Origin of the sequence: Serpens gallinarum, assembly GCF_014836765.1 — a bacterium.
In the GTDB taxonomy this organism is placed as follows: Bacteria; Pseudomonadota; Gammaproteobacteria; order Pseudomonadales; family Pseudomonadaceae; genus Serpens; species Serpens gallinarum.
Genome location: NZ_JACSQG010000007.1, coordinates 89,561 through 112,964, shown reverse-complemented (window position 1 = coordinate 112,964; position 23,404 = coordinate 89,561). Strand labels below are relative to the sequence as shown.

The 23,404-nt window shown below is 63.0% G+C and carries 23 protein-coding genes; 13 read left to right on the top strand and 10 right to left on the bottom strand.

Translation table 11 applies throughout. The annotated features are described in order from the left end of the window. Nucleotides 1-82: 82 nt before the first annotated feature. Together gltX and H9642_RS13375 are read left to right on the top strand one after the other, a co-directional pair. On the top strand, nucleotides 83-1,564 hold the full coding sequence (gltX, locus tag H9642_RS13385) for a glutamate--tRNA ligase (protein ID WP_251836945.1): 1,482 nt from the start codon (nucleotides 83-85) through the stop codon (nucleotides 1,562-1,564). A gap of 787 nt (nucleotides 1,565-2,351) precedes the next feature. After that, a complete protein-coding gene (locus H9642_RS13375) occupies nucleotides 2,352-3,221 on the top strand; it encodes a YihY/virulence factor BrkB family protein (RefSeq protein ID WP_251836944.1) in 870 nt (289 codons plus the stop codon). A gap of 75 nt (nucleotides 3,222-3,296) precedes the next feature. Here the strand turns inward: H9642_RS13375 and H9642_RS13370 are convergent, their stop codons facing one another. After that, nucleotides 3,297-5,339, bottom strand: coding sequence for a S9 family peptidase (locus tag H9642_RS13370; RefSeq protein WP_251836943.1), 2,043 nt, complete (start codon nucleotides 5,337-5,339; stop codon nucleotides 3,297-3,299). Nucleotides 5,340-5,436: 97 nt separating this feature from the next. On the opposite strand from H9642_RS13370, the gene H9642_RS13365 reads away from it, so the two are divergent. Genes H9642_RS13365 through H9642_RS13355 form a run of 3 tightly spaced genes read left to right on the top strand, consistent with a single transcriptional unit; the run spans nucleotide 5,437 to nucleotide 7,217 of the window. Continuing rightward, on the top strand, nucleotides 5,437-5,895 hold the full coding sequence (locus tag H9642_RS13365; RefSeq protein WP_251836942.1) for an MFS transporter: 459 nt from the start codon (nucleotides 5,437-5,439) through the stop codon (nucleotides 5,893-5,895). A 26-nt stretch (nucleotides 5,896-5,921) separates the two neighbouring features. Next, nucleotides 5,922-6,695 carry a class II glutamine amidotransferase gene (locus H9642_RS13360; protein ID WP_251837037.1) on the top strand — a complete coding sequence of 258 codons (774 nt, stop codon included), beginning with the start codon at nucleotides 5,922-5,924 and terminating at the stop codon, nucleotides 6,693-6,695. Between the two features lie 9 nt (nucleotides 6,696-6,704). After that, complete coding sequence (locus H9642_RS13355; protein ID WP_251836941.1) at nucleotides 6,705-7,217, top strand: DUF2937 family protein; 513 nt, start codon at nucleotides 6,705-6,707, stop codon at nucleotides 7,215-7,217. A gap of 60 nt (nucleotides 7,218-7,277) precedes the next feature. Here the strand turns inward: H9642_RS13355 and H9642_RS13350 are convergent, their stop codons facing one another. The 5 genes from H9642_RS13350 to H9642_RS13330 all read right to left on the bottom strand — a co-directional run bounded on the left by H9642_RS13350 (nucleotide 7,278) and on the right by H9642_RS13330 (nucleotide 10,888). Continuing rightward, nucleotides 7,278-8,606, bottom strand: a complete 1,329-nt coding sequence (locus H9642_RS13350; protein ID WP_251836940.1) for a sensor histidine kinase — start codon at nucleotides 8,604-8,606, stop codon at nucleotides 7,278-7,280. A gap of 75 nt (nucleotides 8,607-8,681) precedes the next feature. Beyond that, complete coding sequence (locus H9642_RS13345; RefSeq protein WP_251836939.1) at nucleotides 8,682-9,113, bottom strand: LTXXQ domain protein; 432 nt, start codon at nucleotides 9,111-9,113, stop codon at nucleotides 8,682-8,684. Nucleotides 9,114-9,265: 152 nt separating this feature from the next. Further along, nucleotides 9,266-9,946: a response regulator transcription factor gene (locus H9642_RS13340; protein WP_251836938.1), complete on the bottom strand. Its 681-nt coding sequence runs from the start codon at nucleotides 9,944-9,946 to the stop codon at nucleotides 9,266-9,268. Between the two features lie 49 nt (nucleotides 9,947-9,995). Further along, nucleotides 9,996-10,295 (bottom strand): YciI family protein, encoded by a 300-nt coding sequence (locus H9642_RS13335; protein ID WP_251836937.1) that lies wholly within the window; start codon nucleotides 10,293-10,295, stop codon nucleotides 9,996-9,998. 2 nt (nucleotides 10,296-10,297) lie between these two features. Beyond that, nucleotides 10,298-10,888, bottom strand: a complete 591-nt coding sequence (locus H9642_RS13330) for a septation protein A (RefSeq protein ID WP_251836936.1) — start codon at nucleotides 10,886-10,888, stop codon at nucleotides 10,298-10,300. Between the two features lie 65 nt (nucleotides 10,889-10,953). On the opposite strand from H9642_RS13330, the gene H9642_RS13325 reads away from it, so the two are divergent. The 7 genes from H9642_RS13325 to rluB all read left to right on the top strand — a co-directional run bounded on the left by H9642_RS13325 (nucleotide 10,954) and on the right by rluB (nucleotide 18,305). Continuing rightward, nucleotides 10,954-11,820 (top strand): PHP domain-containing protein, encoded by an 867-nt coding sequence (locus tag H9642_RS13325; RefSeq protein WP_251837036.1) that lies wholly within the window; start codon nucleotides 10,954-10,956, stop codon nucleotides 11,818-11,820. A 13-nt stretch (nucleotides 11,821-11,833) separates the two neighbouring features. Further along, nucleotides 11,834-12,463, top strand: a complete 630-nt coding sequence (locus H9642_RS13320; RefSeq protein ID WP_251836935.1) for an L-threonylcarbamoyladenylate synthase — start codon at nucleotides 11,834-11,836, stop codon at nucleotides 12,461-12,463. Between the two features lie 36 nt (nucleotides 12,464-12,499). After that, entirely contained in the window at nucleotides 12,500-13,333 is an 834-nt protein-coding gene (locus H9642_RS13315; protein ID WP_491016058.1) for a segregation and condensation protein A, read from the top strand. Between the two features lie 3 nt (nucleotides 13,334-13,336). After that, nucleotides 13,337-14,146, top strand: coding sequence for an SMC-Scp complex subunit ScpB (gene scpB, locus H9642_RS13310; protein ID WP_251836934.1), 810 nt, complete (start codon nucleotides 13,337-13,339; stop codon nucleotides 14,144-14,146). A 176-nt stretch (nucleotides 14,147-14,322) separates the two neighbouring features. After that, on the top strand, nucleotides 14,323-16,149 hold the full coding sequence (edd, locus tag H9642_RS13305) for a phosphogluconate dehydratase (RefSeq protein ID WP_251836933.1): 1,827 nt from the start codon (nucleotides 14,323-14,325) through the stop codon (nucleotides 16,147-16,149). A gap of 71 nt (nucleotides 16,150-16,220) precedes the next feature. After that, the gene (pgl, locus tag H9642_RS13300; RefSeq protein WP_251836932.1) at nucleotides 16,221-16,934 is read left to right on the top strand and encodes a 6-phosphogluconolactonase; all 714 of its coding nucleotides are present in this window, start codon (nucleotides 16,221-16,223) and stop codon (nucleotides 16,932-16,934) included. Between the two features lie 138 nt (nucleotides 16,935-17,072). Further along, complete coding sequence (gene rluB, locus H9642_RS13295) at nucleotides 17,073-18,305, top strand: 23S rRNA pseudouridine(2605) synthase RluB (protein WP_251836931.1); 1,233 nt, start codon at nucleotides 17,073-17,075, stop codon at nucleotides 18,303-18,305. A 95-nt stretch (nucleotides 18,306-18,400) separates the two neighbouring features. Here the strand turns inward: rluB and H9642_RS13290 are convergent, their stop codons facing one another. The 3 genes from H9642_RS13290 to ubiG all read right to left on the bottom strand — a co-directional run bounded on the left by H9642_RS13290 (nucleotide 18,401) and on the right by ubiG (nucleotide 20,627). Continuing rightward, complete coding sequence (locus H9642_RS13290) at nucleotides 18,401-19,141, bottom strand: YciK family oxidoreductase (protein ID WP_251836930.1); 741 nt, start codon at nucleotides 19,139-19,141, stop codon at nucleotides 18,401-18,403. A 116-nt stretch (nucleotides 19,142-19,257) separates the two neighbouring features. Further along, nucleotides 19,258-19,929 (bottom strand): N-acetylmuramic acid 6-phosphate phosphatase MupP, encoded by a 672-nt coding sequence (gene mupP, locus H9642_RS13285; protein ID WP_251836929.1) that lies wholly within the window; start codon nucleotides 19,927-19,929, stop codon nucleotides 19,258-19,260. Next, on the bottom strand, nucleotides 19,929-20,627 hold the full coding sequence (gene ubiG, locus H9642_RS13280) for a bifunctional 2-polyprenyl-6-hydroxyphenol methylase/3-demethylubiquinol 3-O-methyltransferase UbiG (RefSeq protein WP_251837034.1): 699 nt from the start codon (nucleotides 20,625-20,627) through the stop codon (nucleotides 19,929-19,931). The genes mupP and ubiG overlap by 1 nt, the downstream gene beginning before the upstream one ends. 228 nt (nucleotides 20,628-20,855) lie before the next feature. Here ubiG and H9642_RS13275 point away from each other — a divergent pair, with 228 nt between their 5' ends. Next, nucleotides 20,856-22,190 carry an erythromycin esterase family protein gene (locus H9642_RS13275; RefSeq protein ID WP_251836928.1) on the top strand — a complete coding sequence of 445 codons (1,335 nt, stop codon included), beginning with the start codon at nucleotides 20,856-20,858 and terminating at the stop codon, nucleotides 22,188-22,190. Nucleotide 22,191: 1 nt separating this feature from the next. On the opposite strand, the gene H9642_RS13270 is transcribed toward H9642_RS13275, so the two are convergent. Continuing rightward, nucleotides 22,192-23,358, bottom strand: coding sequence for an acyl-CoA dehydrogenase family protein (locus H9642_RS13270; RefSeq protein ID WP_251836927.1), 1,167 nt, complete (start codon nucleotides 23,356-23,358; stop codon nucleotides 22,192-22,194). Nucleotides 23,359-23,404: the final 46 nt, after the last annotated feature.

Sequence of the window (23,404 nt, the reverse complement as noted above, 5' to 3'; positions counted from 1 at the left end):
TTCTTTTTGGCTCCTGCTGGAGCCTGATTGTTCGCACTGCTAACATCCCGCGCTTGATTCATCCTCCGCTTCGAGAGTCGCCATGACCACCGTTCGTACCCGTATCGCGCCGTCGCCTACTGGCGATCCGCACGTCGGCACCGCTTATATCGCGTTGTTCAACCTGTGTTTCGCCCGCCAGCATGGCGGTCAATTCATCCTGCGCATTGAGGACACCGACCAGTTGCGCTCGACGCGGGAGTCGGAACAGCAGATCTATGATGCGCTGCGCTGGCTCGGTATCGAATGGGACGAAGGCCCGGATGTGGGCGGCCCGCACGGTCCGTATCGTCAGAGCGAACGGGGTGAAATTTATAAGAAGTACGCGGATGAGTTGGTTTCCAAGGGCCATGCTTTCCCGTGCTTCTGCAGCGCTGAGCGCCTCGATCAGGTGCGCGCCGAACAGATGGCCAACAAGGAAACTCCGCGCTACGACGGTCACTGCATGCACATCGCCCCGCAAGACGCGCAGCAGCGCATTGCCGCCGGCGAGCCCCACGTGATCCGCATGAAGATGCCGACCGAAGGCGTATGCAAGGTGCCGGACCTGCTCCGCGGCGAGGTGGAAATTCCGTGGGATCGCATGGACATGCAGGTGCTGATGAAGACCGATGGCCTGCCCACCTATTTTCTGGCCAACGTAGTCGATGACCACCTGATGGGCATCACCCATGTGCTGCGTGGCGAGGAGTGGCTGCCCTCGGCGCCGAAGCTGATCCAGCTGTATGAATATTTTGGTTGGGAGCAGCCGCAACTGGTATACATGCCGCTGCTGCGTAATCCGGACAAGAGCAAGCTGTCCAAGCGCAAGAATCCAACTTCGGTGACATTCTACGAACGCATGGGCTTTTTGCCGGAAGCCATGCTCAACTACCTGGGCCGCATGGGCTGGTCGATGCCCGACGAGCGCGAGAAGTTCACGTTGACGGAAATGATCGAGCACTTCGACATCAGTCGTGTTTCCCTCGGTGGACCGATCTTCGATCTGGAAAAACTGTCTTGGCTCAACGGTCAATGGCTGCGTGAACTGCCAGTGGAGCGTTTCGCGGCCGAGGTGCAAAAGTGGGCGCTGAATCCTGAATACCTGATGCAGATCGCCCCGCACGTGCAGGGCCGGGTCGAGACCTTCAGTCAGATTGCTCCGCTGGCCAGCTTCTTCTTCTCGGGCGCGGTGCCCTTGGATGCCAAGCTGTTCGAGCATAAAAAGCTCTCGCCGGATCAGGTCCGGCAAGTGCTGCAGTTGCTTCTTTGGAAGCTGGAAGGCTTGCGCCAGTGGAACAAGGACAACATCACCGCGATCATCCAGACCGTGGCGGCGGCACTCGATCTCAAGCTGCGCGATCTAATGCCGTTGATCTTCCCGGCCATCACCGGGCAGGCGAGTTCGGTGTCGGTGCTGGATGCCATGGAAATTCTTGGGCCGGATCTTTCCCGTTTCCGGATGCGCCAAGCCATTGAGTTGCTCGGTGGTGTTTCCAAGAAAGAAACCAAGGAGTGGGAGAAGCTGGCAGCGACGATCGACTAATCGCGTCAACGGCTCAGCGGTTCTTTGCTTCCAGCATGAATCATGTGATGGACTGATTCACAACAAGCCCTCGGCAGCGGTTGCGCCGGGGGCTTTTTGCTGTGTGGACGATCAGGGTGTTTTGGCGCCACCTGACGGTGTCGACGGGTTGTCTCTGCCTGGCTCGCTCCCTGAGAATGTGCCAGAAGTGGTCCCCGAAGCATTACCTGATGGGGAACTGAAGGCATTACCCGAGGGAGTGCCACCAGTAGTAGAGGCAGAGCCTGAGGCAGTACCTGAAGTGGAGCCAGTAGTGGTGCTTGAGCGAGTACCGGAGGAGCCTGAACCGGTTCCCGAGGACAGGCCCTCGCCAGCCTCGCCCGAGTGCCTGTGCGATCTATGTTCCCCACATTCCCCCTTGGCACAGGCCTGACAGAGCGCGCGCTTCATGGCGCACTGCCCAGTCGCGCCGCGGGCAATCGCCATGCCGCCCAAGGCCATTTCGAGCAGCCCGGCGAGCCCTCCTTTGCGAATACCACAACCCAGCAGCATGATACCGCCCACGATTGAAGCCGTACGTTCGAAGCCCTGTACGTTGGGCGTCGGTTGATCAGTTTGGTCATAGTTCATCGGGAGTCTCCAGCGGGTTGGCTACTCTCAGCTGACTGCAGGCGTTGGTGAGCGTTCGAGCTTAACGACAGGCTGCAGCTTTATCTGGAACAGACGCAATCTCCGCCCCTCGGCTGCGGGAAACTTCATCTTGTCCCGGTCGTCTACCCCTGCGACAGGTTTGCCGAAAGGAATAAGCATGTTCGCTTTGGATTTGCGCGGGATGGGCATCGTCCAGCTGTTCAAATGCGCCTTGAAGGAATTCAGTGAGGATGAAATGCCGACCTATGCGGCAGCCTTGTCGTTTCAGGCGCTGTTCTCGCTGTTTCCATTCCTGCTGTTTCTGGTGGCGCTGATCAGCTTCTTTGATCTGCAGCCATTCTTCGACTGGCTGCGTGAGCAGGCCGCCCTCCTGCTGCCCGGACAGGCAATGGAGCAAGTCGATAAAGTCATTTTGCAGTTTCAGTCGCAGAAGGCCGGTTTGTTTTCCTTCGCCATTCTTATCGCCCTGTGGACGGCTTCGGCCGGGGTGCGCTCGATGATGGTGGCGATGAACCGCGCCTATGACGTACCTGAAGGTCGCCCGATGTGGAAGCTGTACCCGCTCTCCACGTTCTATACCTTGGGTATCGCCCTGATGTTGCTCTCGGCGGCCGCGCTGATGGTGGTTGGCCCCACGCTGATGGGGCGGCTGGCGGGGCTGGTGGGTTTCGAGGAGTACCTGGTAATCCTCTGGACCTGGTTGCGCTGGCCGGTGGCGATCCTGTTGCTGATTGTGGCGGTGGCGGTGATCTATTACGTCACGCCAGATGTGAAGCAGGAGTTTCGGTTCATAACCCCGGGGTCGCTGGTCGCGGTGCTGGTGTGGATCGCTGCCTCGCTGGGCTTCGGTGTCTATGTGCAGAATTTCGCCGATTACAGCGCGACCTACGGCAGCATCGGCGCGATCATCGTGATGCTGATGTACTTCTACATTTCAGCCGCCGTGCTGTTGTTCGGCGCCGAGCTCAATGCGGTGATCGAACACCAAGACCCGCAAGGCAAGGACCCTGGGGAGAAGGTGGCCTAGCCGCGTCCTCAGCGTTTGGCAGCGGCGGCCAAGCGCCGAGGTGTGAAACTCGATATGCCTTGGAAGGCTGGCTTTTCAGCCCTCAACACCCAGCACCTTGAACAGGAAGGCATATTCCAGCGCAACATCGCGCAAGGCCTGGTAGCGGCCGCTCATGCCGCCGTGGCCAGCGCCCATGTCGGTCTTGAGCAGCAGCGGATTGTTGTCGGTTTTGGTGGCGCGCAGCTTGGCCACCCATTTGGCCGCCTCCCAATACTGCACGCGACTGTCGTGGTAGCCGGCGACGGCCAGCAGCGCCGGGTAATCCTGGGCACGCACGTTCTCATACGGGGCATACGCCTTGATTCGCGCATAGGACTCGGGCTCGTTGGGATTGCCCCATTCGTCGTATTCGGTGACCGTCAATGGCAGGTCAGGGTTGAGCATGGTGTTCAGCACATCGACGAAAGGCACCTCGGCAATGGCCGCCGCAAACAGTTCCGGGCGTTGATTGAGCACCGCGCCCATCAACAGTCCACCCGCGCTGCCGCCACTGATCGCCAGGCGGGACGGCGAGGTATAGCCGTCGAGAATCAACTGCTCGGCGGCGGCAATGAAGTCGCCAAAGGTGTTGGCCTTGTGTGCCAGTTTGCCGGACCGATACCAGGCTTCGCCCAGCTCGCCGCCACCGCGCACATGGGCGATGGCGAAAACAAAGCCGCGCTCAAGCAGCGACAGGCGGGCATGGGAGAACCAGGGATCCAGGCTCTCGCCATAGGCGCCGTAACCATACAAATAGAGCAGCGCGGGTTGACCGGCCGCTAGTACCTCGCGGCGCGCTACCAGGCTGATGGGGATGCGCGTGCCGTCCGCGGCCGTGGCCCACACGCGGCGACTTTCATAGGCATCGGCATCGAACGGGCCTTCCACCGGGGTTTCTTTGAGGACCTGCTGCCGGCCGCTGAGCAGTTCCAGTTGACGCACTTGAGCGGGTCGGTTGAGCGCCTCGTAGCGCAGGCGGATTACCGGACTGGCGAATTCCAGCGTGTCCTGCACGTGCAGGCTGTAGGCAGCATCTGGCAATTCCACGCGATACGGGGTGGCATCCTGGGGATGCACCTGCAGAGTCGGCAGACCGCCTTCGCGCAGGCTCAGCACGTAGCCGTCGGCGTTGAGGTCGATGCCTTCAAGCATGCACTGGGGATCGTGAGCGCGCAGCTCCTGCCAGTGCGCGCGGCTGGGGGCGTCTTGCGCCGCGCGGTACAGGGCGAAGTTGATGCCGGTCTGGTTGCTACGAATCAGCCAGTTCCATTGTCCGTCAAGCAAGCCGTGGTCGACATCGTATTCATGGTCTTCTTCGCGGGGTGCCATGCAGACGAACGCATCATGCGGCTGGCTGGCGTCGAGCACCCAGACTTCGCTGGTGGTCTTGCTGGCGCTGGCCAGGATCAGCTGCCGCTCGGAGCTTGAACGATAGCAATGCACGAAGAAGCGCCCGTCCGGCTCGTTGAACACTAGCTGTGGTTCGCTTTCATCCAGGCGGTAACGGTACAGCTTGTGGGGGCGATGGGTTTCGTCCAGCTCACCGAAGAACAGCGTCTGGCTGTCGTTGGCCCAGGTCATGCTGCCGTCGCAGTCATCGAAGGGCAGTTCGCGCACTGCACCGCTGGTGAGATCCTTGACGAGCAGACGATAGATCTCGTCTCCGCTGGTATCCAGGCTGTAACCCAGCAGGCGGTGATCGGGGCTGATAGTGAACGCGCCGAGGGACAAAAAACCACCCGCAGCCAGTGCATTGGGATCGAGCAGCAACTGTTCGTTCTGAACATCAATTGTCAGAGAATTGTCGGCGGGGCGCGGACAGCGGTAGTGACGGGCGTATTCGTCGCCGGCCGTGGTGCGCTGGTAATACAGCCAGGGACCCCAGGGGGCCGGCAATGACAGGTCAGTCTCGCGGATACGCCCCTTGATCTCCTCGAACAAGGCTTCGCGCAGCGTGGCCTGTTCGGCCAGGCACGCCTCGGTGTAGGCGTTTTCAGCGTTTAGGTACGCGAGCACGTCTTCGCTGTCGCGGTGCTCCAGCCACTGATAGGGGTCGCTGCTCGCAGCGTCGATGCGGGCGATGGGGGCTTGGCTCATGCGCGAAATCTCGTGTGGCGAATGGCCGCGCCAACGGGAAGCCGGGGCGCGGAAAAGTCGTTATCATAAGCGCCCCCATTCCCCGGGCCAAAGATCAATGTTTGAGAACGACTACCTGCTCGCGTGGGCAATCTATGCGATTGCCGCACTGGGTTTACTGCTGGTGTGGGTACGGATGACGCGTTGGATGTGGCGTTGGCTGCGTGAGCCGTTGTGGTTGGCGGTGGCGATTTTGCTGTTCACGCCGACTCTGGTCGATCCGGCGCGGGAGATGCTGGCGCCGGCGGTTGCCATCGCTGCCCTGGATCTATTGTTCAAGGTCGGTGACAGTGTCTGGCGAGCAGTGGCGGACGTGTCCATGTATGGACTGATCGCATTTGTCGTGTACGTGGTTTTTGTCGCCCTGCGCTGGTTGCTGAAGCGCTGGTGGCAAAAGCGCCAGGCTTCGGCTGCGCCTACCGAGCGTCCGACTGATTCCCCAGCGGCGGAGCCCACCCTGCGCGAAATACTCGAACAAGAGCGGCTGCGGCCGGCGCGGATCGAGCCACGCCTGTAAGGGCTGAGCGAGAGAGGGAAATGTCTGTGTGTGAATTGCTCGGCATGAGTGCGAATGTGCCCACCGATATCGTGTTCAGCTTCACCGGGTTGATGCAGCGTGGCGGGCGAACCGGGCCGCATCGCGATGGGTGGGGTATCGGCTTTTATGAAGGGCGCGGGCTGCGTCTGTTCCAGGACCCGGCCGCCAGCATTGATTCTGAGGTGGCGCGCCTGGTGCAGCGCTATCCGATCAAGAGCGAGGTGGTGATCGGCCATATTCGCCAGGCCAATGTTGGCCAGGTCTGCCTGGCCAATACGCACCCGTTTTCCCGTGAGCTGTGGGGGCGTAACTGGTGCTTCGCCCACAACGGACAATTGGTGGACTTCACGCCCGAGCCCGGCCTGTATTCGCCGGTCGGCGATACCGACAGCGAAGCCGCATTCTGCGATCTGCTCAATCGCGTGCGCCGTGCGTTTCCCGAGCCGGTCGCCGTGCAGATGCTGCTGCCGGTACTAGTCAGCGTCTGCGCCGAGTATCGTGACAGGGGCGTGTTCAACTGCTTGCTCAGCGATGGCGACTGGTTGTTCAGTTTCTGCTCAACCAAGCTGGTGGAAATCACTCGCCGCGCGCCCTTCGGCCCGGCGCGGCTCAAGGACGCTGATCTGACCGTAGACTTCCAGGCGGAAACCACGCCGGACGATGTGGTGACCGTACTGGCCACCGACGCCCTGACGGATAACGAAAAATGGATTCAGCACCAGCCCGGTGATTGGACATTGTGGCGCCGTGGCGAACGCATCGCCGACGGCAAGGCATAGAGGCCCTGCATGCTGCGAAGTTACCTGCGTTTACTGCTGTTTGCCTTTGGCTTGCTGGCGGGGGTGCAGGTACCGGCCTTTATTGATGCCTATGCCCAGCGGGTCGACGCGCACCGCCTGGAGTCCGCCGAAAGTCTTTCAGGCTTCAGCGACACTGCGCGGCGCTTCTTCGTCAGCGATCTCGACAAGCTGGTCGCCCATTACCGCAACAGCGACGATCCGGTGATGCGCAGTGATGCCGCCAGTGTCAGTTACCTGGTCGGGCGTGCCGCCTTGCTGGAGCGCGAATGGCAGGCCATGCAAGGCAGTTGGTATGCGCGCGCCTGGCATGTCGTCAGCGCTGCCGACCCGAAGCTGCGGGCCGAGACCTTGGCTGCATTCCGTTACCAGATCATGCTCGACCCAGCGGCCATCGCCTGGGGGTTGTCCTGCGCCTTGCTGCTGGCCCTGGTGGTGGAAAGCATGCTGCTCATGCTCGGTTCGTTGCTCATGGGCAGGCGCCGGAGAGGGGTGTATCGCTGAGTTATCAGCGTCTTGCTGGGTAGCACCCGCTCGGCAGTCAAGACCTCTTGGGGCAGATTCTTATCCCGGCTGCGTATCCGGGATTTCCAGCGTGGCGACAAAGCCGCCGTCGGAGTGATTGGACAGGTGTAATGTGCCGCCATGCCGTTCAGCGGTGCGGCGGGCGATGGCCAAGCCTAGGCCGTAGCCTGCTGCGGTTTGTCCGGGGGCTCGGTAGAACGGCTCACCCAGCTGGGCCAGATGCTCAGGCGATACACCGGGACCATGGTCACGCACACTCACCAGCACGCGTTGCTCGCGGCGCTCGGCGGTGATCTCGATAGGCTGGTCTGATGGATTGAAGCGCAGGGCATTGCGCAGCAAATTATCCAGGGCACGCTCGAGCAGGTCTGGCCAGCTCTGCAGGCGTAGAGTGCCGGGCACTTCTATACGCACCTCCTGCTCCGGGGCTGCGAGACGCGCATCTTCACGCAGCTTGCTCAGTAGCGCACTCAGGTCGATAGGGTGGGTGGCGCCGGGTTCGGCATCGAGGCGGGCCAGGGCCAGAATTTCACTGATCAGCGCCTCCAGGCGGTCACATTCCTGGGTCAGGCGTGGCCAGAGTTTTTCCCGTTCAGAGGGAGTGGCACGTTCGGACAGGGCGATGGCAATACGCAAACGCGCCAAGGGAGAGCGCAGCTCGTGGGAAACGTCGCGCAGTAACTGGCGCTGGCTGCCGATCAGACCTTGCAGACGCTCGCCCATGCGGTTGAAGTCGCGTGCCAATACGCCAAATTCATCATGCCGGCCCGCCAGCTGCGCCAGGCTGTTCTGCTGATACGCTGTCTGACCGAGGTCGTGCACGGCGCCGCGCAGACGGTTGAGCGGACGGGTGATCGACAGGGTGAGCAGCACGCTGAACAAGGTCAGTACCACCAGCGCAATGCTCAGCGCGCTCAATGGCCCGAACAGGCTCTCGCGGTGCCAGGCTGCCACTTCCGTGCGCGGAATGCGGTAAAGGAACAGGAAGGTTTCACCACTGATGGGGCTGATGTATTCGCTGGTCAGGCGCCGCCACGGCAGGTGACGTTCGCGTTTGCTGTGGCGCTCCTCGAGCGCGGCGGCGCGACGCGGAAAGGTCCCTTCAATCAGGGGCTCGCCGTTCTCGCCGAATACCTGAACATCGATGCGCTGTTGCTGGCGCAACTCTTCAAGATAACGCTGGGCGGCGTCAAGCCCACGGGTTTCGTAGTGTCGGGTCCAGTCTGCTGCAAGGTTTTTGATCACCGGATGCTGGCTGAGCACCCAGGCGTCCCGATCCAACGTGCGACTGAGCAGCAGGGACAATCCGGCAACCAGGGCAATGGCCAGCCAGAAGCTGGCAAATACACGCCAGAACAGTGAACGCACGCTAACTTCTCCTTAAGCGACAACACCCGCCAAGGCGGAGCCGGGCGGGTGCGGATGACAACGATTGGATGGCGATTATTGAGCCTTTTGATCCTTGGCGTCCTTCCAGGCCTTGAATTCGGCGCGCTCGGCGCGGCGCTCTGTCATTTTCTTCTGCCGCTCTTCGAAGCGCTTGATCTGCTCGGGCGTCAGCACGGCGCGGATATCTTTTTGGCTCTTGTCTTGGTTAGCCTTGAGGTCCTTCTGCATGGCCTGCTTCTCGGCGGCCGGCAGCTTGTCCAGGTAGCGCTGATGGATGTCATGGCGCTGCTTCATTTGCTCGCCCATAACCTTGCCGATCTCGCGGCGCTGATCCTTGCTCAGGTCCAGGTCATGAAAGGCTTTTGCGCCATGGTGACGGTGGTGCTGGCTGTGTTTCGGACCCTGTTGCGATTCCTCGTTGGGCATGGCCAGGGCCATGGTGGGCAGAACGGCGGCGATCAGCAGGGCGGTCAAAGTCTTGCGCATGATAACTTCCTCGTTTCGATTCCCGGCGTGTTCCGGATGTGGCCAGTTTAGGGAGATCAAGGTCAGGCGCGGTCAGGCGAGGGTAAAGGCAGCGTAAAGGATGCGAAGCAGACAGGGCACACTTGCAAAAGCCGACCTGAGTGCCGGCCGGTTCAGCCGCGGCTGTAGTAATAGCCTCGGCTGCGCAGCGCCAGGATACGTGGACTGCCGTCCGGGTGTGGGCCCAACTTCTTGCGCAGGTTACTCACGTGCATGTCCAGGCTGCGGTCATATAGGGTCAGTTTGCGGCCCAGCGCCAGTTGCGCCAGCTCCTGCTTGTCCACCGGCTCGCCGGGCTGCTTGAGCAGCGCTTCGAGCAGGCGACCTTCGGAAACGGTCAGACTGACTTCGCGATCACCCAGCGTAACCACGCCCCGGGCTGGGCTGAAGCACAGGTCGTCCAGTTCGAGTTGACTGGTGATGGCGGGCGCGACAGTGCGGCGCAGCACTGCGCGCAGACGGGCGGTAAGTTCGCGCGGGTCGCAAGGTTTGGCCAGGTAGTCGTCGGCGCCCAGCTCCAGGCCGAGGATGCGATCCAGCGGTTCGCCACGGGCAGAGAGCATCACCACCGGAAGGTCGGGATGATTGACGCGCAATTGCTTGAGCAGCTCCAGGCCGCTGCCGTCGGGCAGCATCACATCCAGCACCACCGCGGCCGGATGACGTTGAGCCAGGGCGACGCGGGCGCTTTGCCCGTCATGGCAGGCCTGGACATCGAAACCTTCCTGGCGTAGCCAGGTAGCCAGCAGGTCGCAGAGTTCCTGATCGTCGTCGATCAGCAGCAGTTCGCTCATTGCACGCTATCCAGTGGCTGTCCAGAAAAGTACGGCGGAAGACGGGCGGTTACGGTAATACCTTATTGAACGGCTTCACTTCCGCACCGGCATAGACGCCAGCCTCGACATAGGGATCGGCAGTGGCCCAGCTTTGGGCAGCGCTGAGTGATTCGAACTCGGCAACCACCAGGCTGCCGGTGAAGCCGGCGTCACCGGGCGTGCTGCTGTCGATGGCCGGGTGCGGGCCGGCCAGTACCAGGCGGCCTTCGTCCTTGAGCTGTTGCAGACGGGCCAGATGCGCAGGGCGGGCGGCCAGGCGCTGTTGCAGGGTGCCGGGTACATCGGTGGCGATAATGGCGTAGAGCATATTCAGTCCTTGTTGTTTTCGGGAGCACTATCATGCATGTGGCGTGCGAGGAACACACCTTGGGCGATCAGAAACAGCAGCGTCATGCCCAGGCTGCCGAACACTTTGAAGTCCACCCAGAACTCGTGGAAGGTAAACGCGACAAACAAATTGGCGGCGCCGCAAAACAGGAAGAACATCACCCAGGCGATGTTCAGGCGCGTCCACAGGGGCTGGGGCAAGCTGATGGCGTGGCCCATGATGCGCTGGATCAGCGGTTGCTTGCCGACGAAGTGACTGCCGGCAAAGGCGGCGGCGAACAGCCAGTTGACCACTGGCGCTTTCCACTTGAGGAAGGTTTCGCTGTGGAAGGCGATGGTCATGCCGCCAAACACCAGGCAGGCCAGCAACGTCAGCCATTGCCCTTTTTCCAGCTTGCGCTGTACGAGCAGAATTAAACCGTAGACGACCACCGAGCTGGCGATCAGGACGCCGGTGGCGCTGAAGATACCGCCCAGTTCGAAGCTCTGGCCGGCGAACTCGACGGTGCGCGGGTCGAGCTTGTAGACGATGAAGAAGAGGATCAGTGGAATGAAATCGATGAGTTGTTTCACGTCGGCAGCCAAGGGCGGGTCGGGCCGGCATAATAGCAAACATGAATGAATGCGAAAGCGGCACCCTGAAAGTCGATCTGCACTGCCACAGCACCGCCTCTGACGGCGTGCTGCCTCCGGCAGAGGTCGTGGCGCGCGCCCATGAGCGCGGCGTGCACATGCTGGCCCTGACCGACCACGACACCCTCGAAGGCCTTGATGAGGCACGCCAGGCCGCCCAACAGCTGGGCATGCAGCTGATCAACGGCGTTGAGCTGTCCTGCACCTGGGGCGGGGCGACCATCCATATTCTCGGCTATGGCTTTGACCTGGATGCACCGGCCCTGTGCCAGGCCATCACCGATTTGCACCACGGCCGCTGGGCCCGCGCCGAGGAAATTGCCCGGCGCTTGACCATCAAAGGCATGCCCGGTGCGCTGGAAGGCGCTCGGGCGGTGCAACAGGAACTGGGCGACAGCGGCAACGCGCCGGCCCGTCCGCATTTTGCGGAATTTCTGGTGCGCGCCGGGCATGCCCGCGACCGAGCCGAGGCGTTTCGCAAGTGGCTGGGCAGCGGTAAGCTGGGCGACGTCAAACAGCATTGGCCGAGCCTCGAAGACGCGGTCGGCAGCTTGCGCGCCGCCAACGCCTGGGTCAGCCTGGCGCATCCGTACCAATACGATTTCACGCGTAGCAAGCGCCGCCGCCTGGTCATGGACTTTATAGCCGCGGGTGGACATGCGCTGGAAGTGGTCAACGGCATGCAGCCGGCAGAGCAGGTAGGAACCCTGTCGATCCTGGTACGTGAGTTCGGCCTGCTGGCCAGTGTGGGGAGCGATTTTCATGCGCCCGGCCAATGGGCCGAGCTGGGCCTGTACCGGCCGCTTCCGGATGACCTGCCACCTCTGTGGGCACGTTTTGCCAATGACCAGTCCCTTATTACTGCCCTCTGAACAGGGAGGTGTCATGAGTCAGTTCTTCCAGGTTCACCCGGAAAATCCCCAGCTGCGCCTGATCAAACAGGCCGTGGGCATCCTGCGCGATGGCGGGGTGATCGTTTACCCCACCGATTCGGCCTACGCGGTGGGCTGTCTGCTCGGCGATAAAAGCGCGGTGGAGCGTATCCGCCGCCTGCGTCAGCTGGACGACAAGCATAACTTCACCCTGCTGTGCTGCGACCTGTCGCAGCTGGGGGTGTTCGCCAAGGTCAATACCGGAGCGTTCCGCCTGCTCAAGGCACATACGCCCGGGCCGTACACCTTCATTCTCAATGCCACCCGCGAAGTGCCACGCATGTTGCTGCACCCCAAGCGCCGCACCATCGGCCTGCGGGTGCCCAGCCATCCGATTGCCCAGGCCCTGCTGGAAGAACTCGGCGAGCCGCTGATGAGTGCCAGTCTGATCATGCCCGGCGAGCAGCTGCCGCTGAGCGATCCCTATGAAATGCGGCAGATTCTCGAACACCAGGTCGATCTGATCATTGACGGCGGCTTCGGTGGTCAGGAGGCTTCCACGGTGGTCAGTCTGGTGGATGACCGGCCGCAGGTGCTGCGCACGGGGTGCGGGGATCCGGCGCCGTTCCAGGACCGCGATTGAGTCGTCTGGCGTTCATCTCCCCATAGCGAGCACTTCATGCAGGATGTTTCCACCGTTGCCGAGCCTGTCGTCCAGGCGCTGCCCGCCGAGCCCGAGCAACTGCGTCTGGCGCTGGTGTATGGCGAGGCCTTCACCGAGCTGCCACAGGATCTGTACATTCCCCCGGATGCCCTGGAGGTGTTTCTCGAAGCCTTCGAGGGTCCCCTCGACCTGTTGCTCTACCTGATCCGCAAACAGAACGTGGACATTCTCGACATTCCGGTGGCTCAAATCACCCACCAGTACATGGGCTACGTCGAGCTGATGAAAAGCGTGCGCCTAGAGCTGGCCGCCGAATACCTGGTGATGGCCGCCATGTTGGCCGAGATCAAGTCGCGCATGCTGCTGCCGCGCAGTGGCGAAAGCGAGGAAGAGGAAGACGACCCGCGCGCCGAGCTGATCCGCCGTTTGCAGGAATACGAGATCTTCAAGGCCGCCGCTGAAGACATGGAAGTCTTGCCACGGGTCGGTCGCGAGGTGCATGTGCCGCAACTGGAAGCGCCCGAGGCGCGGGCGCGCAAACTCCTTCCTGATGTGGCCCTGGAAGAGGTATTGCTGGCCATGGCCGAGGTGATGCGCCGTGCCGACATGTTCGAAAGCCACCAGGTGACCCGCGAAGCGCTGTCCACCCGCGAGCGCATGAGCGAGGTCTTGGAACGCCTGAAAGGCGGCGCGTTCGTGCCCTTTGCCAGCTTGTTCCGCATCGAGGAGGGCCGCCTTGGTGTGGTGGTGACCTTTATGGCGGTGCTCGAGCTGATCAAGGAATCGCTGGCCGAGCTGGTGCAAAATGAGCCCTTCGCTCCCATTCATGTTCGCGCGCGAGTCGAGTAGTCGATGAATCTTTCCGACCCAAAGGACCTCGCTGTCCTGCTGGAAGGCCTGTTGCTGGCGGCGGGCAAACCGCTGTCGCTGGATCAGTTGAGTGAGCTGTTCGAGGAGAGTGAACGGCCGGAGCCCGGCTTGCTGCGCAGCGCCCTGGCAGTCCTGGCCCAGTCCTGTAGCGGGCGCGCCTTCGAGCTCAAGGAAGTCGCCAGCGGTTATCGCCTGCAAGTGCGCACACGTCTCGCGCCCTGGGTGGGTCGACTGTGGGAGGAGCGTCCGCAGCGCTATTCGCGCGCCATGCTGGAAACCCTGGCGCTGATCGCCTACCGGCAACCCATCACCCGTGGCGAAATCGAAGATATTCGCGGCGTGCAGGTCAACAGCCAGATCGTCAAGACGTTGATCGAGCGTGAGTGGATTCGCGTGGTCGGCCATCGTGAGGTGCCGGGTCGTCCGGCCATGCTGGCGACCACCAAGGCGTTTCTCGATCATTTCAACCTGAAAAGTCTCGACGAATTGCCACCGTTGGCCGAGTTGCGGGAAATGGAGCCGGAGGTACGCCCGGTACAGGATGATGACCTGCCCGTGCCAGCCGGCCTGCAGGCCCGCGCCGACGCCGCGCTGGGTGAAGATGCGGAGGCCGAGCCGGCCCGCGAAACCAGCTTTCGCAGCCTGCTCGCCGAACTGGACACCATGGAGCAGGGCCTCAAGACCGATTTCGACGACCTGTTGCTGGACGAGCTGGATGATCTGGACGAAGGGCTGCCAGATGATGAACTCGACCCGTTCGACGATGAGGAGCCGCAGCTGGAGCGCGAGTAGCCACCGACATCACACTACCGGCACGGATCGTTCCCACGCTACGCGTGGTAACGCCGCTGCCGACGCTCCCGCGTCCACAGGACGGGCGGGCCTCCCGCAGCGCGAAACGACGCCTTGTACCCAATCGCTCGCGAATCTGCGGTAGTCTCGACTGAGTATCTTCACAGGAGTCGACGATGCATTCCCGGGTTCTAGAAGTCACCGCACGGCTGATCGAACGCAGTCGGCCGACCCGCACGCGCTATCTCGAGCAAATGCGTGCGGCGGCCAGCCAAGGGCCGCGCCGCGACACGTTGCCCTGCGCCAATCTGGCCCATGGCATGGCCGGATGTTCGGCGACTGACAAGCAGCGCCTGCGGCTCCCAGGCGAAGTGAATGTGGCCATTGTTTCGGCCTACAACGACATTCTTTCCGCCCACCAGCCGTACCAGCGTTTCCCGGACATCATCAAGGCTGCCTTGGCCGACATCGGCTCGGTGGGGCAGTTCGCCGGCGGTGTGCCGGCGATGTGCGACGGCGTCACCCAGGGTGAAGCCGGCATGGAGCTGAGCCTGGCCAGTCGCGAAGTGATTGCCATGGCCACCGCCGTGGCGTTGTCCCACAACCTGTTCGATGCCGCGCTGTGCCTGGGCATCTGCGACAAGATCGTGCCCGGCCTGCTGCTCGGCGCGCTGCGCTTCGGCCACCTGCCGGTGCTGTTCGTGCCCGGTGGGCCGATGACCTCGGGGCTGTCCAACCCGCAAAAAGCCGCGGTACGCCAGCTGTATGCCGAGGGCAAGGCCAGCCGCGAGCAGCTGCTGGACTCGGAAATGCAGTCCTACCACAGCCCCGGCACCTGCACCTTCTATGGCACCGCCAATACCAACCAGGTGATGCTGGAGGTGATGGGGTTGCAGCTGCCCGGCTCCTCGTTCGTCAACCCGGACACGCCGCTGCGCGATGCGCTGACCGCTGAAGCGGCTCATCAGGCGGTGCGCCTGACCCGTCACGGCGGCGATTACCTGCCGCTGTATGAGGTGCTCGACGAGAAGGCCATCGTCAATGCGGTCGTGGCGCTGCACGTGACGGGTGGCTCGACCAACCACAGCCTGCACCTGCCGGCAATTGCCCGCGCCGCCGGTATCCAACTCGACTGGCAGGACATGGCCGAGCTGTCCGCGGTGGTGCCCAGCCTGACCCGCATCTACCCCAACGGCAGCGCCGACGTGAATCATTTCCACGCGGCGGGCGGTACGCCTTTCCTGATTCGTACCCTGCTGGATGCCGGGTTACTGCATGAAGACGTCAACACCGTGCTCGGGCATGGCCTCAGCCGGTATGTGCAGGAACCCTACCTGGACGGTGAGCGTCTGGCCTGGCGGGTCGGCAGCGAGCGCAGCCTGGACGAAGCCATTCTGCGCCCGGTCGAGCGGCCCTTTGCCGCCGAGGGTGGGCTGCGCCTGCTGCAGGGCAATTTGGGCCGCGGCGTCATGAAGGTCTCCGCCGTGGCGCCCGAGCATCGCGTGGTCGAGGCGCCGGCGCGGGTGTTCAACGACCAGGCCGAACTGGCCGCAGCGTTTCAGGCGGGCGATCTGAATCAGGATGTGGTCGCGGTGGTGCGCTTCCAGGGTCCGAAAGCCAACGGCATGCCGGAACTGCACAAGCTCACGCCGTATCTGGGCGTCTTGCAGGATCGCGGCTATCACGTGGCCCTGGTTACCGACGGGCGTATGTCCGGCGCTTCCGGCAAGGTGCCGGCGGCCATTCATCTGTATCCGGAAGCCTGCGATGGCGGACCGCTGGCGCGGCTGCGCGACGGCGACCTGATCCGCGTCGATGGCGACAACGGGTGCGTCGAGGTGAAGGTCGACGCCGCCGAATGGCAGGCGCGCGCGCCAGCGCTGGCGCCCCAGGGGCTGGGGATCGGCAGTGGTCGTGAACTGTTTACTTTCATGCGGGCAGCGTTCAGCTGCGCGGAGCAGGGCGCCAGCGTGTTCAGTGCCGAGCTGGATCAGTTGCGCTAGCAGGGCCTATAAAATGTTGCATGCTAATGTAAGGCGCGGTTGCCGAACCTTTCAGTCGAACAGGAGTTGCCGTGATCTATCAGTTGGATCTGCCGGTCGATGTGCCGGCGCATAGCCATAGCGATGCCCAGGGTTGCGCGCAGAGCCTGGCCGCTGGGGTGGCCGAAGCGCTGCGCGAAGCCATCGATACCCACGGGTATGCAAGCCTGGTGGTGTCCGGCGGCCGCAGCCCGCTGAACTTCTTTGCCAGCCTGGCCGCCCAGCCGCTGAACTGGTCGCGTGTCGTGGTCAGCCTGGCGGACGAGCGGTGGGTAGCACCCGGCGATGCCGTCAGCAACGAAACGCTGGTGCGCGCTCATCTGCTGCAAGGGCCCGCTGCGGCGGCGCGCTTTATCGGTGTGTACCAGCCAGGCGCCACGCTTGAGGAGGCCGCGGAACTGGCCGATACGGCGCTGGCCGAGCTGCCGCAGCCCATCGACGTGCTGGTACTGGGCATGGGCGAAGACGGGCATACCGCTTCGCTGTTTCCGGGCAGTCCGTTATTGGCCGCTGCGCTCAATCCCGACTGTCCGCGCCGCTGTCTGCCGATGCAGGCGCCGGACGAGCCGCGCGATCGCCTGACGCTGACCGCGCCGCTGTTGAAGGCGGCACGCCTGCAACTGCTGGTGATTGCCGGTGAGGCCAAGGTTGACACTCTGCGCCGTGCCTTGGCGGGCAACGATCCGCTGGAAATGCCGATCCGCGCCTTTTTGCATTACCCCCTGGAGATTCACTGGAGTCCCTGATTTGGCGTTCTGCGACGGGTGGGCTCAGGCGGATCCACCTTGCGGAGAATACCTGCAACAGCCCGCTACGCTTGCGTAACGGAAGCGCGTATGATGCGCGCCCTTTCACTCGGAACCGCCACACCGGGAGGTGCTCAGATGACCGAACACGAAAACACCCCAGAACACATTGTCCACGGCGAAAAACTGCAGAAAGTTCTCGCCCGCATGGGCCTGGCCTCGCGCCGTGATATCGAAAGCTGGATCAGCGCCGGCCGCGTCAAGGTCAATGGCAAGGTGGCCGGCCTCGGCCAGCGCGTCGACCTGCACGATGCCATCGCCATCGACGAGCGCCTGATCAAGCGCGAAGAAGCCAGCGAAGCGGTGCGCCGCGTGCTGATCTACAACAAGCCGGACGGCGAAGTCTGCACCCGCGATGATCCGGAAAAGCGCCCGACCGTCTTCGACCGCCTGCCGCGCCTGCAAAACGGCCGCTGGATCAATATCGGTCGCCTGGACATCAATACCACCGGCCTGCTGATGTTCACCACCGATGGTGAACTGGCCAACCGCTTGATGCACCCCTCCTACGAGATGGACCGTGAGTACGCGGTGCGCGTGCGCGGTGAAGTCACCGAAGAAATCATCGAAAACCTGAAAAATGGCGTGATGCTGGAAGACGGCCCGGCCAAGTTCACCGACATCCAGGAAGCGCCAGGCGGCGAAGGCTTCAACCATTGGTACCACGTGGTGGTGATGGAAGGCCGTAACCGCGAAGTCCGCCGTTTGTGGGAATCCCAGGGTCTGGTGGTCAGCCGCTTGAAGCGCGTGCGTTTCGGGCCGGTGTTCCTCAACTCCGATATCACCATGGGCCGCTGGCGTGAATTGACCCAGGCCGAAGTGGATATCCTCAGCGATGAAGTGGGCCTGAAGCCGGTCGCCATGCCGGAAATGAAAGGCAAGGCGCGCGAAAAGCTTGAGCGACAGCAGAAACGATCGGCCAGGCCACTGAGCCCCAGCGAGCGTCCTGCGCGTGGCCCTCGTACAGCCCGTGACGATGAGCGTACTGCACCGCGGGGCAAGCCGGCAGGTGAGCGTTCCGCTCGGGATGGCGAGCGCAGCGCACCGCGTGGCAAAACCCAGGATCGTCCGGCCCGTCCGGGCGGAACGCCGTTGGCTGAGCGTCCGAACGATCTGAAGCGCAAGCCGCGCCCGCAAAGCGAGCGCCCGGCCGGTGCTCAAGACGCCCCGCGCAAGCCGCGTCCCAAGGCCGAGCGTCCTGCTCTCGAGCTGGCCGAGCGTCCCAGCAAGCCGCGCACCAGTGCCCCGGCCAAGCGCCGCAACCAGCCGACGGCCGAAGGCCAGCGTCCCGGTTTTGGTCGCAAGCGCTAAGTCGTCCGCATCAAACAAAAAACCCGCCATTGTTGGCGGGTTTTTTGTTGGCGTCTGGAGCAGGGATCTAGGAAGCGTTTGCCGCCCCTTTGTCCTTACTGCGCGTCGAACGCCTGGCCGTTGACGCCCTGGCTGTCCGGGCCCATCAGGTACAAGTAGACCGGCATGATGTCCTCAGGCGTCGGGCGGGTTTGCGGATCTTCGCCTGGGAAGGCCTTGGCGCGCATGTCGGTGCGGGTGCCGCCCGGATTGACGCTGTTGGCGCGAATGGGAGCCACGCCGTCAACTTCGTCCGCCAGCACCTGCATCAGCCCTTCGGTGGCGAATTTGGACACCGCGTAGGCACCCCAGTAGGCGCGACCCTTGCGGCCGACACTGCTGGAGGTGAACACCACCGAGGCGTCCTCGGACAGCTTGAGCAGCGGCAGCAACGTGCTGGTGAGCATGAACATGGCGTTTACGTTGACCTGCATGACGCGCATGAAATTATCGCCGGACAGTTGCTCCAGCGGAGTGAGCGGGCCGAGGATCGAGGCGTTGTGCAGTAGGCCGTCGAGGCGGCCGAATTCGGCCTCAATCATCGCCGCCAACTCGTCGTACTGATGCGGCAGGGCGGTTTCCAGGTTGAACGGAATGACGGCGCCTGACGGGTACCCAGCGGCTTCGATTTCGTCGTAGACGCGGTTGAGGTTTTCTTCGGTCTTGCCCAGCAGCAGCACAGTGGCGCCATGGGCGGCGAAGGTCTTCGCGGCGGTGGCGCCGATGCCGCGCCCGGCGCCGGTGACCAGAATCACCCGGCCCTGGAGCAGGTCGGGGCGGGCGGAATAATCGAACATGGGAGGCTCCTTCGGAGAGCAGCAAGCCACAGGCGGCAAGCGTCAAGTTGGGTTACGGAGTTCGGCCAGACATCATTCACTAGCTTGCAGCTTGCAGCTTGCAGCTTGCAGCGGCGTTAGCAGCCGCACAGCGCCCGGTCGAGCACGGCGCGCAGTTCCAGCGGGTGGTCGACCACCACGTCGGCGCCCCAGTTGCCCGGGTTGTCCTCGGGATGGATATAGCCATAGCGCACGGCAGCGGTGCGCATACCCGCGGCGTGGCCGGCCTCGATATCGCGGCGGTCATCGCCGACGAACAGCACGCTGGAGGGCTCAATGTCGAGCTGGTTGCAGGCCAGGAAAAGCATTTCCGGGTCGGGCTTGCTGTGCGTGACATGGTCGGGACAGACCAGCACTGCCGAGCGCTCGGCCAAGCCCAGGCCGTGCATGATCGGTTCGGCGAAACACAACGGCTTGTTGGTGGCCACGCCCCAGATCAGACCGGACTTCTCGATATCGGCGATCAGTTCGCCCATGCCATCGAAGAAGCAGGTGTGCACGGCGCAGTGCTGCTGGTAACGCTCGAGAAACTCCAGGCGCAGCGCCTCGAAGGTAGGGTCCGCGGGCGACAGGTCAAAGGTGGCGGCGACCATGGCACGAGCACCGCCAGACACCACGTCACGAATTAGTTTTTCCGACACCAGCGGCAGCTGGCGATCGGTGCGCATGGCTTGGCAGACGGCGATGAAATCCGGTGCCGTATCCAGCAGGGTGCCATCCATGTCGAAGAGTACGGCGCGCAGGCGCATCAGGCCTCCTTGAGAGTCTGGACCATATAATTGACGTCGACGTCGTTCTCCAGCTTGTAGTGCTGGGTCAGCGGATTGTAGGTCAGGCCAATGATGTCCTTGACCTCCAGCCCCGCATCGCGGCTCCACGCGCCCAACTCGGAGGGACGGATGAATTTCTTGAAGTCGTGGGTGCCACGCGGCAGCAGGCGCAGCAGGTATTCGGCGCCGATGATAGCGAAGGCGTAGGCCTTGGGATTGCGGTTGATGGTCGAGAAGAACACCTGGCCGCCGGGTTTGACCAGGCGATGGCAGGCACGGATCACCGAGGCCGGGTCGGGCACGTGCTCAAGCATCTCCAGGCAGGTCACCACGTCGTACTGCTCGGGTTGTTCCTCGGCCAGGGCTTCGGCGGTGATCTGCCGGTATTCGACCTCGACGCCGGATTCCAACTGGTGCAGCTGAGCGACGCCCAGCGGCGCTTCGCCCATGTCGATGCCGGTCACCGTGGCGCCACGCCGCGCCATGGCCTCGCTGAGGATGCCACCGCCGCAGCCGACGTCGAGCACTTTCTTACCGGCCAGGCCGACGCGCTCATCGATCCAGTTGACGCGCAACGGATTGATCTCATGCAGGGGCTTGAACTCGCTCTCCAGATCCCACCAGCGGTGGGCGAGGGCTTCGAATTTGGCGATTTCGGCGTGATCGACGTTGCTCATGGTGATTTCCTGCAAACGGGTCGCCGCAAGCGGGCGGCTGAAGGCCGACATGATGCCAGTTTCCGTGCGCTCTTGCCCAATACCGGGGCGAAGTGTCGCGCGTGCGTGAGCGATGTTTCCGGTCATCTTGCTTCGGGAACAGCCCCCCGTGATCAGGGTCCTCCTTCGTAACAGCGTCTCCCGCAGGCGAATTCGTTGCCACCCACCGATGCAAGTGAGGGTCGTCCCATGGCTGCGCAGGCATCCACCGTACCGATAGACGAGGGCACGCTGGTCGAGCAGTTGAAGCGGGACGCCGAGCCGCTTCCGGCCCTGGATGATCCGGCGTTCGGCGCGTTCTTCGACCGTTACGGCGATGCCCGGCTGATGCTGATCGGCGAAGCCAGCCATGGCACCTCGGAGTTCTATCGGGCGCGCGCCGCCATCACCCGCCGGCTGATCGAGCAGCATGGCTTCACCATCGTTGCAGTCGAAGCCGATTGGCCGGACGCCGCAGCCATCGACTGCCATGTGCGCCAGCGCCCGGCACAGGATTGGCACCGTCAGGCGTTCGAGCGCTTCCCCACCTGGATGTGGCGCAACCGCGAAGTGGCTGACTTCGTGCACTGGTTGCGCGAGCACAACCAGCAGGCGGGTGCGTCCCAAGTGGAATTTCGCGGGCTGGATGTGTACAGCATGGCGGCCTCGCTGGGCGAAGTGCTGCGTTATCTGCAAGGCGTCGATCCGGCTGCTGCGAGCCGGGCCCAGCAGCGGTATGCCTGTCTGAGCCCTTGGCAGGACGACCCGGCGTCATACGGCCATCAGGTCAGTGTATTTGGCGAACCGTCCTGCGAAGATGCCGTGATCGAACAGCTGCGTGAGTTGCTCGATAAGCGCCTGGCGTATCTGCAGGCCGATGGCGAAGGTTTTTTCAATGCCGAACAGAACGCCCGCGTGGTGCTGGCCGCCGAGCAGTATTACCGGGCCATGTACCGGGGCTCCACCGCCTCCTGGAACCTGCGCGACCGGCATATGTTCGACACCTTGCGCGCCCTGCTGGCCCATCGCGGCGCCGAAGCCAAGGCCGTGGTCTGGGCGCATAACTCCCATATTGGCAACGCCGCGGTCACGGAGATGGGTTGGGGTGGGCAGTTCAACCTCGGTGAGCTGTGCCGCACGGCTTATGGGCGTGACGCCGTGTTGATTGGGCAGTCCACCGACCGCGGAGAGGTGGCGGCGGCGGACAACTGGGATGAGCCGATGCAGGTCAAATCCGTACAACCTTCCCGGGCGGACAGCTGGGAGCAGCTGTTCTTGCAGGCCGGCCACCCCGCCGCGCTATACGACTGGCGTGACCCCACCCGCGTCGCATTGCGCGAGGCCCTCAACCGCTCGCGCCTGGAGCGTGCGATCGGCGTGATCTACCGGCCGCGCACCGAGCGCGTCAGCCACTACTTCCGTGCCTTGCTGGCCGAGCAGTTCGATGCCTGGCTGTGGCTGGAGAGCACCACCGCCGTCACGCCGTTAGGTCCACGCGCTGCGCCTGCGCCCGGGGTTCCCGAGACCTATCCGTTCGGCGAGTGAGTCAGGCGTAGAACTGCGGATTCGGCAGCTGCCCTTTCAAGCGCCAGCGGCCCAATTGATTGAGTTTGTAATCAAGGGGGTCGTGCAGCGTGTGGGTACGGGCGTTGCGCCAGAAACGGTCGAAGCCGTAGTCCTGATGGGTGCCTTTGGCACCGGTCATTTCGAAAAGCTCCTGACTGGCTTGAAGGCTTATCTGATGGGCCAGCACCTTGGCTTGGCCGATGACCAGCGAGACTTCTCCGCGCTCCTCCACCGTCAACGCCGAGCCTCGGTCGTACGCGATTTGCAGCCATTCGCCGGCCCGATCCGCCGCCGCCTCGGCGCCGGCGATTCGGGCATCCAGCAAACCTACGCGGTTTTGCTGGAAGGGGTCGTCTTCGCGCGCGTCCACGCCGGAGGTGATCCATGGGCGCGCCTGTTCACGAATAAACGCACAGCCTGTACTAAGTGCGCCTTCGGCAATGCCCAGGTAGAGATTGACCAGCACCAACTGGGCGAAACAGTTGCGCAAGGTATGGAATGCGCTGGGTGGCACGTCGGGCTGTTTGAGTACCTGCTCATGGGCAATAAATACATCATCCAACGCCACCGAAATACTGTCGGTCTGGCGCTGGCCGATGGGGTTCCAATCATCCAGCTGGCGCACTTCTGCGGTGGGTACGACGGCCAGTAGCGGATAGGGCTGGCCTTCCACGTGGGCCGAGAGCGTCATCCACCGGGAGCCGCGGGTGCCGGAGCAAAACGCTTTGGCGCCCGTCAGGCGATAGCCGCCAGCGCTGGGCGTGGCGACCAGACGCTTATCCAGCGGGTTCATGGCATTGCCCCACCAGAGACCTTGCTCGCGGGTTTGCGCGAGGAGATCAGCCTGCTGGGAGGCGTTGCCGTAAATCAGTACGGTCAGCACCTGAAGGTGATGAAACGCTAGAACGTGAGCCAGGGCACTGTCCACCGCCGCCAGGGTGCGGATCTGCTGATACAGCTGCGCCCAGGGCAACTGATCGCCACCGTGAGCGCGGGGAATGCTCAGGTTGAGCAGTCCCGCCTCGCGCAGCAGCTGTTTTTCTTCAAGGGCGTGGCCACCCTCGCGGTCGCGGCGGGCAGCGGTTTCAGACAGGACTGGCAGCAGGGTGTCCAGTGCCGGATGGCGATAAGGCGTGTAGAGAGCCATTACATCTCCAGAGCCCCGTTCAATTGAACGGGGCCGATGACGGGGA

What these genes read in the sequence shown, in the direction of transcription:
- gltX (WP_251836945.1), top strand. Translation starts at nt 83, where the DNA reads ATGACCACCGTTCGTACCCGTATCGCGCCGTCGCCTACTGGCGATCCG.
- H9642_RS13375 (WP_251836944.1), top strand. Translation starts at nt 2,352, where the DNA reads ATGTTCGCTTTGGATTTGCGCGGGATGGGCATCGTCCAGCTGTTCAAA.
- H9642_RS13370 (WP_251836943.1), bottom strand. Translation starts at nt 5,339, where the DNA reads ATGAGCCAAGCCCCCATCGCCCGCATCGACGCTGCGAGCAGCGACCCC.
- H9642_RS13365 (WP_251836942.1), top strand. Translation starts at nt 5,437, where the DNA reads ATGTTTGAGAACGACTACCTGCTCGCGTGGGCAATCTATGCGATTGCC.
- H9642_RS13355 (WP_251836941.1), top strand. Translation starts at nt 6,705, where the DNA reads ATGCTGCGAAGTTACCTGCGTTTACTGCTGTTTGCCTTTGGCTTGCTG.
- H9642_RS13345 (WP_251836939.1), bottom strand. Translation starts at nt 9,113, where the DNA reads ATGCGCAAGACTTTGACCGCCCTGCTGATCGCCGCCGTTCTGCCCACC.
- H9642_RS13340 (WP_251836938.1), bottom strand. Translation starts at nt 9,946, where the DNA reads ATGAGCGAACTGCTGCTGATCGACGACGATCAGGAACTCTGCGACCTG.
- H9642_RS13335 (WP_251836937.1), bottom strand. Translation starts at nt 10,295, where the DNA reads ATGCTCTACGCCATTATCGCCACCGATGTACCCGGCACCCTGCAACAG.
- H9642_RS13320 (WP_251836935.1), top strand. Translation starts at nt 11,834, where the DNA reads ATGAGTCAGTTCTTCCAGGTTCACCCGGAAAATCCCCAGCTGCGCCTG.
- H9642_RS13315 (WP_491016058.1), top strand. Translation starts at nt 12,500, where the DNA reads ATGCAGGATGTTTCCACCGTTGCCGAGCCTGTCGTCCAGGCGCTGCCC.
- scpB (WP_251836934.1), top strand. Translation starts at nt 13,337, where the DNA reads ATGAATCTTTCCGACCCAAAGGACCTCGCTGTCCTGCTGGAAGGCCTG.
- edd (WP_251836933.1), top strand. Translation starts at nt 14,323, where the DNA reads ATGCATTCCCGGGTTCTAGAAGTCACCGCACGGCTGATCGAACGCAGT.
- rluB (WP_251836931.1), top strand. Translation starts at nt 17,073, where the DNA reads ATGACCGAACACGAAAACACCCCAGAACACATTGTCCACGGCGAAAAA.
- H9642_RS13290 (WP_251836930.1), bottom strand. Translation starts at nt 19,141, where the DNA reads ATGTTCGATTATTCCGCCCGCCCCGACCTGCTCCAGGGCCGGGTGATT.
- mupP (WP_251836929.1), bottom strand. Translation starts at nt 19,929, where the DNA reads ATGCGCCTGCGCGCCGTACTCTTCGACATGGATGGCACCCTGCTGGAT.
- ubiG (WP_251837034.1), bottom strand. Translation starts at nt 20,627, where the DNA reads ATGAGCAACGTCGATCACGCCGAAATCGCCAAATTCGAAGCCCTCGCC.
- H9642_RS13275 (WP_251836928.1), top strand. Translation starts at nt 20,856, where the DNA reads ATGGCTGCGCAGGCATCCACCGTACCGATAGACGAGGGCACGCTGGTC.
- H9642_RS13270 (WP_251836927.1), bottom strand. Translation starts at nt 23,358, where the DNA reads ATGGCTCTCTACACGCCTTATCGCCATCCGGCACTGGACACCCTGCTG.